At 42.4% G+C, this 19,316-nt stretch carries 14 protein-coding genes, 1 pseudogene and 1 riboswitch; of the genes and pseudogenes, 4 read left to right on the top strand and 11 right to left on the bottom strand.

The annotated features are described in order from the left end of the window. Positions 1 to 455: 455 nt before the first annotated feature. The 6 genes from G9G57_RS15270 to G9G57_RS15295 form a co-directional block, all read right to left on the bottom strand. The gene (locus G9G57_RS15270) at positions 456 to 1,145 is read right to left on the bottom strand and encodes a type 1 glutamine amidotransferase (protein WP_019687275.1); all 690 of its coding nucleotides are present in this window, start codon (positions 1,143 to 1,145) and stop codon (positions 456 to 458) included. A gap of 186 nt (positions 1,146 to 1,331) precedes the next feature. Then, on the bottom strand, positions 1,332 to 2,066 hold the full coding sequence (locus tag G9G57_RS15275) for an IclR family transcriptional regulator (RefSeq protein ID WP_230877340.1): 735 nt from the start codon (positions 2,064 to 2,066) through the stop codon (positions 1,332 to 1,334). Between the two features lie 239 nt (positions 2,067 to 2,305). Further along, positions 2,306 to 4,156 (bottom strand): ABC transporter ATP-binding protein, encoded by a 1,851-nt coding sequence (locus G9G57_RS15280; RefSeq protein ID WP_019687274.1) that lies wholly within the window; start codon positions 4,154 to 4,156, stop codon positions 2,306 to 2,308. Further along, complete coding sequence (locus tag G9G57_RS15285; protein ID WP_019687273.1) at positions 4,143 to 5,912, bottom strand: ABC transporter ATP-binding protein; 1,770 nt, start codon at positions 5,910 to 5,912, stop codon at positions 4,143 to 4,145. Before G9G57_RS15285 ends, G9G57_RS15280 begins: the two co-directional genes overlap by 14 nt. Before the next feature lie 79 nt (positions 5,913 to 5,991). Continuing rightward, positions 5,992 to 6,399, bottom strand: a complete 408-nt coding sequence (locus G9G57_RS15290) for a MarR family winged helix-turn-helix transcriptional regulator (RefSeq protein ID WP_019687272.1) — start codon at positions 6,397 to 6,399, stop codon at positions 5,992 to 5,994. Positions 6,400 to 6,954: 555 nt separating this feature from the next. Continuing rightward, a complete protein-coding gene (locus tag G9G57_RS15295; protein WP_164965158.1) occupies positions 6,955 to 8,628 on the bottom strand; it encodes an RICIN domain-containing protein in 1,674 nt (557 codons plus the stop codon). Between the two features lie 209 nt (positions 8,629 to 8,837). On the opposite strand from G9G57_RS15295, the pseudogene G9G57_RS25910 reads away from it, so the two are divergent. After that, a pseudogene (locus G9G57_RS25910) lies at positions 8,838 to 9,066 on the top strand (LysR substrate-binding domain-containing protein); the annotation flags it as partial. A gap of 476 nt (positions 9,067 to 9,542) precedes the next feature. After that, a complete protein-coding gene (locus G9G57_RS15300; protein WP_044787889.1) occupies positions 9,543 to 11,711 on the top strand; it encodes an amidase in 2,169 nt (722 codons plus the stop codon). A gap of 84 nt (positions 11,712 to 11,795) precedes the next feature. Here G9G57_RS15300 and G9G57_RS15305 read toward each other — a convergent pair whose 3' ends face one another. The 4 genes from G9G57_RS15305 to G9G57_RS15320 form a co-directional block, all read right to left on the bottom strand. Continuing rightward, positions 11,796 to 12,110, bottom strand: a complete 315-nt coding sequence (locus tag G9G57_RS15305) for a DMT family transporter (protein WP_044787890.1) — start codon at positions 12,108 to 12,110, stop codon at positions 11,796 to 11,798. A 3-nt stretch (positions 12,111 to 12,113) separates the two neighbouring features. Next, positions 12,114 to 12,455 carry a DMT family transporter gene (locus tag G9G57_RS15310; protein WP_044787892.1) on the bottom strand — a complete coding sequence of 114 codons (342 nt, stop codon included), beginning with the start codon at positions 12,453 to 12,455 and terminating at the stop codon, positions 12,114 to 12,116. 94 nt (positions 12,456 to 12,549) lie between these two features. Then, positions 12,550 to 12,648: riboswitch (guanidine-I (ykkC/yxkD leader) on the bottom strand. Positions 12,649 to 12,656: 8 nt separating this feature from the next. Continuing rightward, positions 12,657 to 13,178 carry a GNAT family N-acetyltransferase gene (locus tag G9G57_RS15315; protein ID WP_164965159.1) on the bottom strand — a complete coding sequence of 174 codons (522 nt, stop codon included), beginning with the start codon at positions 13,176 to 13,178 and terminating at the stop codon, positions 12,657 to 12,659. A 31-nt stretch (positions 13,179 to 13,209) separates the two neighbouring features. Then, positions 13,210 to 13,662: a MarR family winged helix-turn-helix transcriptional regulator gene (locus G9G57_RS15320; RefSeq protein ID WP_017426905.1), complete on the bottom strand. Its 453-nt coding sequence runs from the start codon at positions 13,660 to 13,662 to the stop codon at positions 13,210 to 13,212. A gap of 114 nt (positions 13,663 to 13,776) precedes the next feature. On the opposite strand from G9G57_RS15320, the gene G9G57_RS15325 reads away from it, so the two are divergent. Next, positions 13,777 to 14,430, top strand: coding sequence for a YczE/YyaS/YitT family protein (locus G9G57_RS15325; RefSeq protein ID WP_058831434.1), 654 nt, complete (start codon positions 13,777 to 13,779; stop codon positions 14,428 to 14,430). 172 nt (positions 14,431 to 14,602) lie between these two features. Continuing rightward, positions 14,603 to 15,490, top strand: coding sequence for a dihydrodipicolinate synthase family protein (locus G9G57_RS15330; protein WP_164965160.1), 888 nt, complete (start codon positions 14,603 to 14,605; stop codon positions 15,488 to 15,490). A gap of 89 nt (positions 15,491 to 15,579) precedes the next feature. Here the strand turns inward: G9G57_RS15330 and G9G57_RS15335 are convergent, their stop codons facing one another. Continuing rightward, positions 15,580 to 19,227, bottom strand: a complete 3,648-nt coding sequence (locus tag G9G57_RS15335) for a glycosyl hydrolase 115 family protein (RefSeq protein ID WP_164965161.1) — start codon at positions 19,225 to 19,227, stop codon at positions 15,580 to 15,582. Between the last annotated feature and the right edge of the window lie 89 nt (positions 19,228 to 19,316).

The raw sequence follows: 19,316 nt of genomic DNA on the forward strand, positions 1-19,316 counted from the left end.
ATAGTAATTTTTTTAGCTCTTTTGAACTATTTTCCAAGCGGAATTTTCTTTAAATTTTCTCTTGAAATTTCTATTTAAATTAAATATTCTCTCATTTCAGCTATAAATTTTATTTTTTTATTAATAGAAACGTTTTGATTTTTCATTAAAAGTTTAGATTTTTAGAGAATTTATAACTTTTGGACCATTACTTTTGTAAAATGTATTGACCCGAAAACACAAAATAGCAAGTCTCCATGTGGCAGGAAGACTTGCTATTTTTTTAAGTTTTGGCGACTTGACCTTAAATAATGGAGTGAATATTGACACAGTGGAAGTACCGAACATATTTGTCGTGTGATGGATACTTTGTACAAATCGAATCGTTTTTGTGCCAAGCTTGTAATGAAACTACCCCCAAGGCAATTTGTATTCGTGCAGCTCCCGATCCCATTCCCATGTTGATTTATCGCTTCCTAAGCGGCTAACGCAATTTGGTCCAGAATTCCCCACAATAACATTTTTGATTGCTCACAATGATCTATACCTTCTCTGATCAAGGAAGTGGTTTGAATAAACGGTGCATCCCAAAGCTCATGCGACCAATTTGCAAGCATTTGCTGGATACAATCAGTGGTAGATTCCAAATGAAACTGCAAACCTAGAACATGTTCTCCATACGCAAAGGCTTGATTCTCACAAGCTTCGGAGTAAATGAGATGCTGGGCCCCATCAGGCAACGTGAACGTATCTCCATGCCAAGCGAATGAAGTGAATTTTTCGGGAATTTTAGCTAACCATGCATGGTATTCTTGCGTCCTATGGAAGCCATGCCAGCCAATTTCCTTTTCGCGGTTTGGAAATACGGATCCTCCTAAAACCTCCGATATCATCTGAGCCCCTAAACAAATTCCTAGTACTTTTTTCTTCATTTCGATTGCAATTTTTACAAACGCCTTCTCCTCAATAAGCCATGGATGTTCTTTTTCTTGGTAAACACTCATGGGTCCGCCCAAAATCACAAGGAGATCTAATGTTTTAAGCCACTTCTTATCAATACCTTGGGCAGGATCCTGCACGATTAGTTCGTGACCTGCATGTTTGGACCACGAAGCGATTACGGATGGATCGTCAAATGAAAAGTGACGAAATACAACAATCTTCATATACACTCACCCCTCTTGTTGAATAATCATATATTATCTCACTTTTCAGTATTAACAATATGATTATCCCGAATAATGGGATGATAACAAAAAATATAACTATTCCCCATCACTTCCCTGAATAACGAAACAGGAATTGATAAGGCAGATGATGTGCAATGAATAGGTGTTTCTAAGCAAGCCAAACTACCTAACACGTCCTCGATAGCCAAGCTCGTTGGATATGAGGTTAGCATACTTTTTCACCATGTTTGAATACTTTTCGATGTTAACTTCCCCAAATCTTATCGAAGGTCCAGCAACATTCAAGGAACCGATTACGGTGTTCTCGTATGAGAAGATAGGAGCGCCGATTCCTGTGGTTCCCTCCGTTGCCTCGCTTATTGAAATAGCATATCCATTCTGTTTAATCGTCAAAAGTTCTTGTTCGACATCTTTTCGTAAAAATGCTTTTAAAGAAGTAGCCTCACTCCATTCGAAGGAATCCATGATTGTTTTTTGCAGCATTGGGTTCAGGAAAGCCAGAATAACTCGATTAGAGGCTCCTATAAACAATGGCAAACGCAGCCCAATGGGTTCTGATATTTTCAAGACTTGTGGTGAGTCGACAGAATCAATGTAAATTCCTTCTGCATTTTCTCGAACCGATAAATATACAGTCTCCTTTGTTTGTTTCGATATCTCCTCCATAAAAGGTCTTGCGATGGTACGCAACATTAAACTGTCCCACATTAAAAAACCGTACTTCATAATGGACAGACCAAGCTTGTAACGTTTCGTCTTTGTATTTTGGGCCACAAAGCCATGTTCCGCTAATGAGGTAAGCAAGCGATGCACGCTCTGCACCGGCATATTTAACGCTTTGCTTATTTCCGTCACACTCATATCTTTCTCAGTGCCTTGCGGAAGCAGCAAATCCAAAATTTGAACAGCCTTAGAAATTACACCAGACAATCTGTTTTCACTCCTCAACTCCAATTTGGACTCATTATACCAAAAAGGTTAGAGAGGATAACATTACAATTGCGATATCTTACAACTGAGTAGTTTATAAAAAAACGTGTCTGGGTCGCCCTTTGAAGGGGTCATCCAAACACGTTTCATTTTTACCCTGATATGATATTGATGATTCCTATCGTGTTTCCCTAAAATTGTACTTTTCAGGATACATGTTCAAACTGGCTGTTGTATAAATCGGCATAGAATCCGTTTTTACCTAGCAATTCCTCATGATTACCCGTTTCAATAATGTTACCGTCCTTCATAACCAGAATCAGATCGGCGTTCTTAATCGTTGAGAGACGGTGGGCAATCACAAAGGAGGTTTTCCCAACAGTAAGTCGGTCCATCGCTTGTTGAATCAGTAACTCCGTACGCGTATCGACCGAACTTGTGGCCTCGTCCAGAATGAGCATGGGCGCATCTTCAATCATGGCTCTTGCAATGGTAATCAATTGCTTTTGACCGGCAGAGAGATTAGCTTTGTCGTCTAGCACTGTATCATAACCCTGCGGTAAAGTTTTAAGGAAGCTATGCAGACCCACTGCTCTACATGCGGCTTCTACCTGTTCATCGGTAACATGCTCTTTGGAAAAGACGATATTCTCACGAATCGTTCCTTCAAACAGCCATGTATCCTGCAGTACCATGCAGAATAATTTATGAACATTCTCACGTGTTAATTGGCTGATCGGAGTTCCATCAATATAAATTTCCCCTCCGTTCAGCTCATAGAACCGCATGAGCAAATTCACGAGCGTCGTCTTACCGGCACCTGTAGGGCCAACAATGGCAATTTTCTGACCAGCTTCAGCTTTCATAGAGAAATCTTTGATAATCATATGGTCTTCATTATAACCGAAACGGACATGCTTAAATTCGACATCCCCTTTGGCGTTATCCAGCTTCATGGTCTTGTCGCTCTCATCCACCAATTCTTCTTCACCCAGAAATTCGAATACACGTTCACTAGCAGCTGCCGCCGATTGCAAATTGGTTGCAGCCTGCGCCAACTGTGACAAAGGCTGTGTAAACAGACGAATATACACCATAAAGGCCACGATAGTTCCGATCGTTATAACATGTTGGTTCACCAGCAAAGCGCCCACGATACAGACCGCAACATAACCGAAATTCCCGATGAACATCATAACCGGCATCATCAGGCCAGACATGAACTGGGATTTCCATGCATTTGTATACAAGCGGCCATTAATGCCATGAAACACTTCTTTGGCTGCTTTTTCTCCGTTATATACCTTGACTACGTTATGCCCAGCATAGGTTTCTTCGATATGACCGTTGATCTGGCCAAGCTCTGCTTGCTGTGCTACAAAATATTTCTGTGAATGCTTCATAATTACGGTCATCAGTGAAAAACCGATCAGCGTAGCTACAATCCCAGTAATGGTCATGATCCAGTTCGTATATAGCATCATAATCAATGCACCCACAAAGGTTGCCAGTGCGCTGACAAGCGTGCCGAGACTGTTGTTTAACGTTTGTCCAATCGTATCGACATCATTGGTCACACGGCTAAGCACATTACCATAGCTCGTAGCATCAAAATACTTCAAAGGCATATGATTGATTTTTCGGGACAGCTCTGTCCGCATCTTCTTTGTAAGACGCTGTGACACGGTTACCGTAATGAATCCTTGGAAATAATTAAAGATAAGGCCGAGACCATACAAAACTACCAATACAAGAACAATCTTCTGAACAGCATTCACATCAATCCCTGTTACGATTCCTTCCTGGATCAGGTTGGCAATATCGCTGAGCTTATCTGGACCAATCACGTTGAAGACGGAACCGGCCAGCGCCAGCACCATTGAGAGTATGATCATAGGCATATAGGCCTTGATGTAGGATAAGAGCTGGCGAATGTTCTTTTTAAAATCATTCGCTTTTTTACCAGTTCCCATCCCTTCCGTAGGACCTCTACCTATGGGACCTCGCTGTTTCATTTCGATGTGCTTACTGCCGACGGTGTGTTCATTCTTGTCCATGTACGAGTTCCTCCTTCGAAAGCTGCGAATAAGCGATCTCCTGATAGGTGCTGCAATTCGCCATCAGCTCTTTGTGTGTGCCGTTCCCTACAATCTCGCCCTGGTCCAGAACGATAATCCGGTCAGCGTCCTTAATGGTGCCTATGCGCTGAGCAACAATGAGTGTCGTAGCATGGCCGGTTTCTTGTTTAAGCGCCGAGCGCAGAATCCGGTCTGTTCTGTAGTCCAATGCCGAGAAGGAATCATCGAAGATATAAATCTCCGGCTGACGGTAGATGGCACGCGCAATGGACAGACGCTGCTTTTGACCACCGGACACGTTCGCTCCACCTTGTGAAATCCGTCCTTGATACTGACCGTCCATTTTTTCGACAAACTCCGTGCCTTGGGCAATCTCCACGGCTGTTTTGACGAGTTTCTCCGAAGCTTCTGCTCTTCCGTTATCGCCATACGAAACATTGGATGCCACTGTACCGCTGAAAAGTACGGCTCTCTGTGGGAGATACCCGATTTTGTTATGGAGTGTCTGCTGCTTATAGTTTCTGACATTCACGCCATCCACGAGCACCTCTCCCTCAGTCACATCGTAGAAACGAGAAATCATATTGATTACGCTGGTTTTACCGCTGCCTGTTGCGCCAATAAAGGCAACCGTCTCGCCTTGTTTTGCCGTAAAGCTAATGTTGCGAAGCACAGGCTCCTCCGCATCCGGATATTTAAAGCTGACATTACGGAATTCCACCTGACCCATAACGCCCTCTTCTCCAGCTGTCTCATGCCCGTCAATGATGCGGGATTCGGTATTCAATACCTCCATAATCCGTTTGGCAGAAATCGAAGCTCGAGGCATCAGGAAGAATATCATACTTACCATCATAAAGGCCATGACCACCTGCACCGCATAAGATGAGAATACGACCATATTAGAGAATAGCGAAATGCGGTCCGGCACGGCCGTTCCGTTAATCAGGTAAGCGCCAATCCAATAAATCGAGACACTCAGACCCGACATAATAAAGGTCATGCCCGGACCAACCATTGTCATTAACCGGTTCGCAAACAGGTTTGTATTCATCAATTCGGTATTGGCCTGCCCAAACTTCTCCTCCTGATACTGATCTGCATTATAAGCGCGCACTACGCGAAGCCCCGTCAGATGCTCACGTGTTACCCTGTTCAGATTATCAGTGAGACGTTGGATTTTTTGGAAACTGGGGAGAGCAAAAATAACAATGACACTCAGCATCAGGATCAGGACAGCCACAGCCACTCCTGTAGAGGCAGTCCACTGCCAGTTTTTATCTGCGATCTTTGCAATGGCCCACACGGCCAGAATCGGCGCCTTGATGATCACCTGCAACCCCAGCGCAACCACCGTTTGAATTTGGGTAACATCGTTCGTGGAGCGGGTAATAAGGCTGGCTGTTGAAAAGCTGTTCATCTCTTCCATCGAAAAAGATAAGGCCTTGTCAAAGACCATCGCACGCAGGCGCATGGCCAGTCCTGCCGCGACCTTTGCCGCAAAAAAGCCGACAATAATAGATGCAATCATACTGCCGACAGCACATAACAGCATATAAATACCGGGAATCAGCAGGTCCGACATCGGCGTTCCTGCAGTTTGCAGCTTGGTTGTAATTTCGGCCATATAATCAGGCAGCTTCAAATCCAGCCACACCTGCACAACGATGAAGGCCAAGCTGCAAAGCACGAACATCCATTCATTTTTCTTGAGATATTTGAATATCTTCAGCATTCTGTTGTTCTCCTTTATCTGAAAATCTTAGGTGTTTGGTGCAATTAACGTATCCTGCATACGTCCTCTACATAGGAATTTAGCTTTTAGAGACAATAAGCTTGATGAGTCGAATAAACTCTTTGGCATCCTGTTCGTCCAGCTTTCGAAGAATTTTCTCGCTCCATGCGACTCCTTCGTTATACCTGTCCATCATAAATTGCTTGCCTGAATCCGTAATGAATACAATCACCTTACGTTTGTCGTTAGCATCCGTACGGCGTACAACCAACCCTTTCTTCTCCAAACTTTTCAGCGCCGTTGCTATCCGTCCCGTACTGACGGACAAGTATTCGCTCAAATGGCCCGAAGTAACCCCGTCCTGATGACTCAAAGCAATGAGAATTCCCATTTCACCACGAGAGAAATGCACTCGTTCCTCTAATGCCGGTTTGCGCGATTTGACGATACACTCGAATAGTTCGGTTGCCGATGCTTTATAGTCCATTGGCCGTACCACCTTCTGTATTTATCTTATACTGTAAGATAATAATGACATCTGGATATAAAGTCAATTCGGAAAAATATGGAATGGTTGGAGAAAGATAAATTATTCACAATTGCTACAAATAAAAAAAGCTGCGATTTTCGCAGCAATAATGTGTTAATGATAGTTTCTCTTATTTATTATCAACTGTTCCTCATGGTGAGAAATCTTTGGACAAAAATACTGGCTTCATCAATGGTTTGTTTTACAGTAGAAGCAGCAGGTTGGTCGTTAGCTAACCGAAGACCCTGGCCCGCCCAAAGTGACATATACTCGGGGCTGTTCGCTTTTGCAGCCGCCTGACGAATGTCCCGGGTCATCGCGTTTTGAATAGGGTAAGCAGGAATTGTTCTCTTTCAATTATAGAAAAACTGGCGCCCAACGGAATATCGACACCAGTTTTTGACCGTACATCTTTTCCAATATTGTGGCTTGACTAAGAAATGCTGAATGAGATTCAACTGAATGAATAAACAAATGTTAGAATGATGCTTTTAGGCAAATTATTGATCAGTGCTATTCAATAGATTCAAGCTTCCATTGTTGATTATAATTGGATGTATACCGCCATTGCTGGATAGGAACTCCCTCTGCAGTGGATAGGCCTGTGACATCAGCTGGCTTATTGGAAATGACAGGAGTGATGCGATAGTAACCATCTCCTGTAGAGATAAAAGCAAATTTTTGTTGATCTTGGTCAGTACTAGCAGCCAGTTGGAATTTAGCGCCATGATCCAGAGAGCCATTTGTTACCTCGAGTGAACGTCCACTCTGCACATTCTTGATACTGTATTGACCGCCACCTAGATGCGTAACACTCCATTGCTGATTTTCTTTACCTGCATAGGTTGATTTAATTACATTTGCACCTTCTATCGTATTATCGGCTTCCATGACCTTGCCGTCCAAACGCACGATGAAACGATAAATACCATTAGAAACATTTCCATCAGGAATGCTTGCTTTATCTCCGCTGCCAGCTGGCCGGGTATAGAGAAGAGTTCCGAAACCAAGTTGGTCAAACGTTGATGGATATTTCAAATTCGGACCACCTTCGGTACTTTCCAGAGCCATTCGGGCAGCAATATTGGGTGCAGACAGACCTTTTCGATTGACATAGTGGTTATAGATCATTGCCCAGATGGGCCGCATTTCATTGCGACTGGCAGGCGATATTCCGGATTGACTATTTATCGCGCCGTTTCTACCTGATCCCCATTCATAAGTTGTAAATGGCACATCCTCGCCATTGTTGTACTTGGCAACATATTCAGCAGCACGCAGAAAACGATTGTCCGCCCATCCATAAAGGTCATCTCCCTGATTCCACGCCATTTCAGCAATTGTGGCCATTAAACCAATACCTAATTGAGTATGCGCTTGGTCCCTTCCAGACTCTTGCCATTGGGCAAGACCATCAGGATGAAGGAATGGAATCGCATTATAAATGGACCCATTTCCTGCACCATTTTTAAAATATTCAACACCGATATCATAAATATCCCGGCGGTCACAGAATATTCCGATTGCAATGGTGGCAGCCATATTGCTTAGATCCCAGTTCGCCCAGTAATTCTGTATATATGAATCATTATGACTATTGCCATATTCATTGCCAATAAGGAATCTCTCGTTCAATGGTTTGTAAAATACGGTAAGAAGCATGTTCTGCATTTGTTCCACATTAAACCCCGGATAATCTCTCATAAGTTCTGCTGCATTAGCCAACTCATATCCATAAATTCCCGCCGCTAAGTAGCGATCAGCATTGCCGGAGATCGTTTTAAGATTAGAGGACCAGGCATTCAAAATATCACGAGCTGTATCTCCATTTGCGGTGTCCCCTGTAATTTTCCAACGAAGTGCATTCTGATAAGCACGAGCTATATCATTGTAAAACACAGCTACATTTTGCCCACTTCCTCCCCGGATAATGGTAGAAGTAGCGCGTGGTTTCCATCCAGCCTGTGATAGTGGACTGGACAGCAATTGATTCCAACCATCCAAATAGGGTTGTCTGCCTTCATGAATCATTTGCTTCATTCGGTCAAAATCTTCTTTCGTATGTAATAGGCCAGGATGAGCAAATCCAGTGGATGCTGCAGCTTTCGGCAATGTTTTCTCAGTGAATCCAAACGTACTTATTACTAGGCAAAAAACAATGGATACTAATAGTATTCTTTTCAACATTTACATTCCCCTTATATTAGTGTGTTTATAATAAATCCTCCGCTATTTTATCCTCGATCCCTCCTTTATGTAATTCTCCTTTGAGTTGGTATATATACCTGTTTTTTCTGCGCTATTATGTTTATCGGCACTTCAATGTTTGATAATAGTAATATCTTGAAAAATAGGTCTTTTTGCTCAACATTTTTCTTCATTTTCATTTCCAGTTTCATTTTCAAACCATGGAGTTATGGAGTGTAGAGGCGATCACAAAAACCGTTATGAGTGGGCTTGGATTTTCTTTTTTGCCTTATATTACAGTTAAAGAAACGTAAATAGAGGAAAACTTAAATTGTAAATCATTCCAAAAAGCTCGATCCTATATACTCCCATACTCTGATTAAAAAGAAAAAATGGCTATCTCAAACAGTGAAAGCTTTCTCTGAACTTGTTATAAATCGATCCGTAAAACGGATAACGAGATCGAAAATTCAAGATGACCACTTGTTGGATAACTGGTATTATTGCCCTCTAGGAGCGCCGATTATAATTGTGAAAAACTAGCGTAATTAAGTTGTCTTTTTTCTTTTAATGCTTCATAGTGGATCTCTTTCAATGTATCTTTTATTTAATATACTGACCCGCCTCCTGTAGAAATCCGATTACTGAGTTGTTTATTCTTCATATTAATTTGTTCTCATAGATTACTTGATTGGAACCAAAATATATCAGTCCTGAAAGTATCTTTACGTATCAAGGATTGTAATGCAACTTAATAGCTGTACTTTCTTGCTTTCAACATTACAAAAATTGACATTTACAATGAAAATAAGTAGTATAAATAGAAAGATTTATACAAAAAAAGAGACCCTTCCTCATTCCCCTCTATTCAAATTCTTGATCCTACCTATCTTATTTTAAGGAGTGAAAATGCTATGCGCGCACGAACGTTAAAAGCGAGTACAAGGAATGTAATCGGTAGCTATTACAAATGGATCGCAGCTGGTATGATTGTAACTCTCACGGGATGCTCGCTTGCATCCGCCGCTCCTTCACTCTCACTCTCATCCTCAAGTAAAACTAGTGAACCTACCTCCTCCCTGGTTACATTTCAATTGCAAGAGGCTACGATTGCTCAGATGCAGGACGCGATGAAGTCAGGAGCACTATCGAGTGTCGAGCTCACAGCCATGTACCTTAACCGGGTATATACCTATGATTCTAGTGGCATTCGGCTGAATTCCATCCCTGTTCTGAATCCTGACGTACTAAAAGAAGCCGCTCAGGCTGATCAGCAAAGGGCACAGGGGATTAATACCGGGCCTCTGCAAGGCATCCCCTACACGGTTAAAGACAGTTACAAGGTTAAGGGACTCACTGTTGCTTCTGGATCTCCGGCTTTCAAAAACCTGATGGCAAAAGATGATGCCTTTACAGTAGAGAAGATACGAAAATCCGGTGGGGTGCTCATTGGTAAAACCAATATGCCGCCAATGGCAGCCGGTGGAATGCAAAGAGGCGTTTATGGTCGTGCCGAAAGTCCGTACAATCCAGATTATTTGGCTGCAGCCTGGTACTCTGGTTCCTCTAACGGATCTGGCGTGTCAACAGCCGCCAACTTCGCTGCCTTCGGTATGGGGGAAGAAACGGTATCCTCTGGAAGATCACCAGCATCGAACAATGGTTTAATTGCCTACACCCCATCGCGGGGCCTAATCTCCATTCGGGGGAATTGGCCGCTCTTCCCTATACGGGATGTCGTTGTTCCACATACGAGAACTATCGAGGACATGCTCCGCCTGCTTGACGTGATTGTTGTTGAGGATAAGATCACCAAGGGCGATTTTTGGCGAGAACAGAAAGCCGTTCGGCTCCCTTCTGTCAACAGTGTCCGTCCCAATTCCTATCTGGAGTTGCGAGATACGCAGGCTTTGAAAGGCAAACGCATCGGTGTTCCGAAAATCTATATCGGTAAGGACTCTGAAACCTCAACTCCGATTAAATTCAGACCTTCCATACAAGCATTATGGGAAAAAGCTGTAAAGGATTTAACTGCTCTTGGAGCTGAGGTTGTGGAAGTTGACTTCCCCTTGCAGATAAACAGCGAGAAGGATCGGCCAACAGCGAAAACACCTGAAGAACGCGGTTTGATGCCGGCAAAGTGGGCTGAAAAGGAATTCGGACTGCTTAATCCTTATGTAGCTGAGGAATTCCTTAAAAGTGTGGGCGATCCGAATTTCCCGTCATGGGCTAATATCGACCCTGCAACCGTCTTTCCAAATCCGCCCGGTTCAGTCGATGCCAAGCGTGGCAGAGACCTTGGTCACTATGACGTATTCATTGACACCATAAAGAAAGGCGTCACCCCTTACGAACAAATTCCTCAGTTTCAAGAAGGGCTACGGGGGCTGGAAAATGTACGAAAGATAGATTTTGAAAATTGGATGAAGCAAAACAACCTTGATTTTATTGCTTTCCCGGCCAATTCGAATATTGGCAAGGCTGATTCTGATGTGAATGAAACGTCTTATGAGGAGGCTTGGGAGAATGGCAACTATTTCTCCAATACGAATTTCCTTCTACGCGAGTACGGGATCCCAAGTGTGTCTGTGAGTATGGGCGCAATGAAGGATACGGGTATGCCCGTCAATCTGACGATGGCAGGTGCTGCATATAGCGATAATGACCTGCTTCGATACGCTTATTCCTATGAGCAGGCAACCAAAAACCGTCCTATTGCAACACGCACGCCAGCGCTTGAGGATGAAACCTTTTCCTATAACCCGCAAACTGCTCTTCCACCCTCTAAACGCAAGGAAACAGGAGCTCCTGCACTTAAGTTGAATGCTTCGGTCAAGGGTGATATTCTCGCTTTGAAAGGTTCAGTCACAGATCAAAGTGAAATCGCTCAGCTCAAAGTTTATGTCAATGGCATGCGTGTCGCTATTACAGAGGATAAAGCTAATTGGTCAGCAACACTTCCAACTACGATATACAAACAGGGAGGCGCCTCCCAAGCTGATACACTGCATATTCTCGTGCTGGCGAAGGATATTTACGGAAATACCGCAGCTCAAATCAAGTCTGTCACTTTACCCCAATGACGAAGGACATCATAGAACATAAATTAGCAAACTCCCTAGCTGCTTTCCCAGTATAGGGAGTTTGTCTTCAAATCCCATCATTGTTCAGCCTACAAGCTTTAGTCCAACCGCTGAGCTGAGTACCATCGCAATAAACAAAATTCTCGTGGTATTACGTGGTTCACCATAAAAGATCATACCCAGTATGGCCCCGCCCGAAGCTCCAATACCAGTCCAGACGGCATAGGCTGTTCCCATGGGTAGTGCTTCCATGGCTAGGTTTAAAAAGAAAAAACTCAATCCAAAGCCTCCAAGCAAGCAGAAAATGGACAAGAAATTCCGGTCCTTATGGAGCTTATTAATCATGAGAACTCCAATCATTTCAAATACGCCTGCCAAAATAAGAAATACCCAGTTCATCCGTTAGTGCACCTCTTTTCCTTGTTTCTTCTCTTTATTCTGTATTTTGAGTCCTACAACTCCGAGCAGAAGCAACCCAATCAGCATGAATTTAGATCCCTGCACCTCAGCACCAAACAACAATATTTCTGCCAATACAGTTCCGGCTGTTCCCAAACCGACAAACACTGAATATACGGTTCCAACCGGAAGCGTGCGGGAAGCCATAATCATGAGTATGAAACTTACAAAAATAGCAACCAAAGTCCCTCCCCACTCTAACCATCCACTGGCATGTTTCAGCCCGATAACCCATGCAACTTCAAATAATGCCGCAATTACAACAGATAACCATGTCTTGTTCATTTTGTACTTCCTCCTTTTTGATAACGTTGCAAATGTAATATGGATCTAAGCAGCAATTAAAAAAAGCCTGAGATCATACTGCATACAGCAGTTTTTCTCCCAGGCTTTTATCCCTCCGTGACACAGTACAACGACTGTGAGTTTTCTCTCGGACCAGCCGATATGACATCGCGGAACCCTAGAAAACATTTTTAAATTCAATTATAGTATCATTGATTTGGTCATTATGAAATCAATTTGTTCTTCATCCCCCATATAAAAAGAGTGTGCACCCGTTTGAACAAACCCCATTTTCTTATAAAAAGCAATGGCATTTTCATTTTTTTCCCATACCCCGAGCCAAACCTTCTTTTTATGATGTCCCAGTGCAATTTCCATAGCTTTATTTAACAGATGCTTACCCAGCCCATGTTTTTGAAATTTGTTTTTAATATAAATCCTCTCCACTTCGAGTGACTCATCACCCATTTTTTCGGATTGGGCATCATTTATATTGATCTTCAAATATCCGGCAAGCTCTTCATTGAAATAGATGAAAAAGATTTCTGAAGAGACATTAGCCAATTCCTTATCCAGCTGTTTCAAGTTAAATGCTCTTTCCAGATAGGCTTGCATATTTTCAGGTGAATTTTGATCTTTAAAAGTATCGTTGAATGTTTCAATGCTTATTTCTTGGAGTATTTGTACATCTTCACAGCTGCATTTGATCATTTTCACATTCATTATAACTATATCGCTCCTTCATATAAATCAATTAATAATTTCTTTTGTTCCCTTTTTTCACGAATTCCCATTCATCACTTATATTTTTTCTTACTCTTTGAAGAAGAGTAAAAATAGTGTTTACTTCACTTTCCGAAAATCCCGCTAATGCAACTTGATCCGAATAATCATGTTCTCTTTTTATGAAAGGATAAACACTGTTTCCTTTTTCTGTTGGAAAGAGTTTATTAATTTTTTTGTTATGCTGATCCTCTTTCTTTTCAATAAAACCATTAATTACAAGTTTTTGGATAGCGCGAGATGCTGTTGTTCGATCTACTTTTATCATCTCAGCTAACTTTTCTTGAATAATTCCTGGGTTTTCACATATTCGTACAAGGTATAAATACTGTCCTTTTGTAAGGTCATATTCTTTGAATTCAATATTACTGATAGAATCTAATGCCCTTGCTATCATTCCAATTTCACGAAGTACTTCCTTCATAATGAACTCCTTTGCCCCTATTTTGTTGCAAATGCAATAAACATAGTATATATTTAATCTACCCTAATTTTGTTGCATTTGCAACTTGAAATTATAATAAAGAGGTCGAGTAAAGTGAAATATGTTTTTTTTGTAATAGGAATTTTTATATTATCCCTTGGTATTTCTTTCACTATACAATCAGACCTTGGGACATCACCTTTTGATGCACTTTTGGTAGGACTATCCACAAATGTGGGGCTTACTGTAGGAAGTTGGGAAATCATAATGGCTTTGATTTTGATCTGTTGTAATTCACTTTTAAATAGACAAAGACCAGAAGTTTTGGGGTTGTTAACAGCATTTATAACGGGGATTGGTATTGATATGTGGCTTTTTTTATTGCAGGATGTGTTAACGCCTGAACTATGGTACAGCAAAGTTGTTTGTTTTGGAATTGGTTTAATTGTTGTTGGATTAGGAACTGCAACATATTTACAGACAAACTTTGCGCCCATTCCAGTTGACCGATTAACAATAATCGTACAGGAATTAACTAGAACAAATCTATTTTTTTCAAGAACATTCATTTACCTCATATTCTTGGTCATAGCGTTCATTTTAAATGGACCCATTGGCATCGGAACTTTGTTAACTGTTGGTCTAGGGGGGCTAATACTCAATTATTTCATGCCCCTCACTGGAAAAGTATTAGATCGCATCTTAACACACTCTGGTACATCACCAAATCATGATAAAGACAAAAAGCATTCAACTAACCTGATCTGAAGGCGTAATATCATTACATTAATTTCGATACAGAATCTTTATTTTCAATTTTAAGTTTCTCTAGAAGAATTGGTACAGTTATTTGTCTCTTAATTGGTACTTTAATTGTGTCTTATTCATTTTTATAATGTGTTTGTATTTTGAAGGTCAATTCATAAAGGAGTGTAACTTTATGTTCCACGGATTATCTGCTTTTCCACTCACCCCGGTGAATGAGACAGGCATTGACGAAAAAGCATTTGTAGCACTGATTCAACGATTAGTTGCAGCTGGTGTAGACTCAATTGGGGCATTGGGTTCAACTGGAAATTATGCATATCTTAATCGAGAAGAACGTTTCCGGGTTCTTCAACTTGCTGTCCACTCAGCAGACAGGATTCCCGTGATGACAAGTATAAGTGCGATTCGTACCTTAGAAGTACTTCGATTAGCGGAAGATGCACAAAGAGCAGGAGCAAGTGCAGTGCTGCTAGCCCCTATCTCCTATCAAGCACTAACGAATGAAGAAGTATTTTCACTCTATGAACAGGTAACCCGTTCACTCTCCATTCCACTTTGTGTCTATGATAATCCAGGTACCTCCCATTTTCATTTCAGTGACGAATTGCACGGCCGAATTGCTGAGTTACCTCATGTTGGTTCTATTAAGATTCCCGGAGTACCTACTGATCCCGAAGCAGCCAAGACACGCATCAAAAAACTACGAGAGTCGATTCCTCCCCATGTAACTATAGGAGTAAGTGGAGATTCATTTGCAGTCACCGGCTTGAATGCAGGTTGTGAAGCATGGTACTCCGTTCTCGCTGGTTTGTTTCCAAAGGCATGTCTAAAAATAACCCGATTGGCCCAGGACGGTTTTGCTGACGAAGCAGAACGACTCTCGACACTACTTGAACCTATTTGGACGTTATTTCATCAGTATGGTAGCCTTCGTGTTGTTTCAGCAGCAGCAGAAATAAGTGGCTTAATCTCAAGTCCCAGTCTTCCTTTGCCCTTACAACCATTGAATCAATCAGCTAGAGAACACTTGAAACTTATACTAAAGAATCTTCAGGAATGAATTGTTTCTTTTACTATTTATCAAAAAAAGAGCGGAATCTCAACATGTATCTAGATTCCGCTCTTTCAGCATGGAGACGCTGCTTTAGCTTAGGACTGTTTTCTTATCGAATCCGTCCAGAGAGCATCCACAGGCGGTAATTCGCTCCCTTGTGTCATATATATCCGGTCGACTCTGAGTTGTGACTTTCGAGCTAAGATCGAAAACAGGTGAACACCACTGGGCAATTCCAAATCCGACAGTAAACACCAATAGTACACTTGAGCGGTGTTATACGTATGCAGTGTGCCCTGGCCCAGTTGTTCGGATAAAGGTCTTACTACGCCGTCCAGCGATAAGTAGCATGAATCGGATTGGCCGTTATGATGTCGAACCAAAATCCAAATATGGTAATCACCTGAATTCGTGATGTTTATTTTGTAATGCATCCCTGGAGCAATCTCCGGGTTCTCCCACTGCCTTCCAGGCTCAGAGACATGCATGGCGAAACCTGTTCTTCCATTGGTTTCGGCCTGTACGTGGCTCCAATCAATAGCATTATCGTCTTTACTGGACGTGAGATACGCATTTTTAGAGTTTTCCAATGCATATTCGGCTTCGATCGCAACGATCCCGTTTGATTCGATAAACATACCCGCACCAAATTCTTTTATAATATCCTTTGTACCGTCAGCATCACAGATGTCCACATAGCGTTTGTCCCCCAACATGGTCTGCGGAACATCAAAACATTTCAAGAAGATCTCATCGATGGTAGCGTAAAAATCTCTTGTGGCATAAAGAACGACGGGGAGAGGTACTTCATGCTCTCCCGTTTCGTAAAATTGATTACATAATTGTTCGATTTCATTCCAATTCACAGTAGGACTTTCCAGACCGTGATCGGTAACCAACCTATGATAATGCTGACTGGCAATCGGTCCTAAATTGCACGTTTTTTGCTCATTCGTATATATCACTAACTTGTTAATCGTGACATAAGGATCTACCATATAAATTCTTAAGACATGTATACCGGAAGCTAGGTAGGGCAGCTCCACTCTTATCTTCTCACCGTTATTAAAAACGGATTCCTGCCAGGTGCCCAGCCACTCGTCACGAGTCTCTGATTCTACCAGAATAGGTGCTGTATCATCAACTCCGATACCGAAACGAATGTTGCCTGTCGAATTTAAAGTAAGAAAACGGTGAATCTCTAAGGTAAACTGCCCAGCCTCTTTCAAAAAAATATCGTATCCTAAATATGGATGATTCTTAAGCTCTCCTCCAAGGGGTCGTAGTTCACCGTTCCAGGCCATCATCGCGGCTCCCTCATATCTTCCCATCCCCGGTATGACCACCCAACCAGACTTATCGGTCGAATCTGCACCGGGAACATTATGGTCGTAGGAGGCTGCTGGGATAGACACATATCCGTCTGCCTCTATATGTCCGTAAAACGTTTCAGGAACATTTACACCTTCCTCAACTTGCACCTTTATTGGAACAGAAGTCATATCTTTATGGTTTCGGACGGTCAGTTGTCCAGTCTTTCCAGCATGCTTATGCGAATCGATGACCGAGACAAGAATTCTTTTCTCCGTTTGGATCAATCCTTCACTTTCGGAAAGAATGATCCAATCTTCGCCTTCCATTACCTCAATCGTGAATGGAATAGTCCCGTTCCCCTGGTTTCCAATCTCAAACCATTTTTGTTTTTGACCATGGATGGAAAAGCGCAGTGTGGTTTCTTCATTCCAAAGGTCGATTCTCATGCCACCCTGAGCAATTTTCAATGCGGGCTTTCGCGCAGGATACAAGGCGGTAGGCGGTGGTGGAAAGCTTTCCGGTGTGAGGATTCCATTCCACTTGCCTTCACTCATTTTTGCATTGTAGAAATGAAGCATTCTTCGTTTGTAGTCCGCCATTTTTATCGAAAGCTCCACATATCGGTCAGCAGCCTGCATGTTTCCGCGCTCGTAAGAAAGCGTGCTTCTGTCGGCAAAATAAAACTCATGGTTGGTATAATATGACGCGTGAATTTTCATGAGAAACATCTGGAAAAATGCAGCCCGCTCCTGGACCGGAAGGCTGTACATTATGACATTGCCTCGACGAAAAATATCCTCCAGCCGCATTAATCTACGCCCTGCTTCATCACCTAATACAGTTTGTGAAAACACATTGGATTGCATATGTTCGATCTTTCGTACATTAGTGACCTGTGCAAATGTTTCATATAATTCCGCAGCTTCAGGTCCGTGGTTGCCGGAAAAATTGGCGTTTATCCAAGATTCGACGAATTGGAATGCATTCTTGGTCATTCCTTCCTCTTTGCCGGCTTCCCAGCCAGATCGCAAAAAAAATTCCATATCCTGTTCAAGGGGCTTCAACCCACCAACATTCAGAATCCACAATTTTCGGATTCCGGATTCATACGATTTTTTCAATTCATTCTCTGTATGGGCCAATGGAATAGAATTGATAAAGAGATAGCTCATCGACGTTCCTGGAGTTGCCCAGTAAGAGTTGTGATAATACAAACCGTTGCCTCCACTGCGTTGACGTTCCTTCTCATTCGGGTATCGGCGCATATGCCCAAAGTTATCGTTTGCCCAAATAAGAGTCACACATTCAGGTATATCAAGACCTCGGTCATATAGCTCTAGTACTTCTTTGTACGGGATAAATGTCTGTAATGAAGCATTTTCTTTTGATTCGCCGATCACGTCCTTGAGAATTTGCTTTTGATCTTGTATGACCTTTCCTAGCAGAGAACACTTGGCTTCTGCCCGTTCTTCCCTAGTCATGGAATTGTCCTCTTCAATGGCCTGCGTATGAAATCCCGAATCATGGATTCCACGCATGCCAACCGTATAACACACTTCGTAATTTTTATTCTTCTCGACACTTTCCCGCCAATACTCCTGTAGAATCTCGCGATTTCGGCCTTCGATGGAATAATCGTATGAGGCGTCGTCATAACCCTTGGCTGCAAGCCATGGCTCCCATTCATTCTGGTTGCTGCGAAGCAACATATCGCAATGCGACGTGCCTACAACAATCCCCATTTTTTCAGCGAGTGCTCCATTTTCGGGATTCTCATTAAAATAATTCACATGCATGGCAGGCCAGATGAAATTGGCCTTCAGTCGAAGTAAAAGTTCGAAAATGGATTGATACGCGGCAGGCCCGATGGTGCCATCTTGCGTATGAATCTTGGCCCAGTCATCAAGCTCTTCCTCATCATTCAGGAAAATTCCCCGGTACTGAACCGCTGGCCAATCTGCTTTGGAGTAGTCCAAAGGCAGACAAAGTACATCGTAGGTTTTCACCGGTACATCCGCCCAGTAATACCACGGAGACACACCCATTGCCTCGCACAAGTCATAGATTCCGAAGATGGTACCGCGCCTGTCGGTTCCTATGATATATAAGACACCGTCAATGACTTCCTGAAGAAACGCTTCCCACCGATATGAGCCATCCTCCAGCGCTAGTTTTTTCAGCGATACCCCTTTTTCTTGCAGATAAGCGAGTAACGGCTCATTGTCTGTGATCGTGCCGATCACGATGCTGCTTTGATCCATTTCTTTTGCTCGCAATAGCTTACAACCGCAAACCCAATCAATATCTCGCATAAGATTGCAAAAGGCAAGATGCACCGCGCTGTTTTCCGTTTCGGAAACAAAAACAGGCACCGTGTGATTTCTTTTCAACAGTTCAAATTCATTCTGGGTTCCTTGGTGTGATTTCAAGTGTCTAACCTCCTCATGTGGTCCATTCGGAAGAAAATCTGGTAGCTAAACTATACCTGAATACCAAGCAATAATCTTTTAATATGTTG

It is taken from the genome of Paenibacillus sp. EKM211P, from assembly GCF_011066175.1.
GTDB lineage: Bacteria > Bacillota > Bacilli > Paenibacillales > Paenibacillaceae > Paenibacillus > Paenibacillus polymyxa.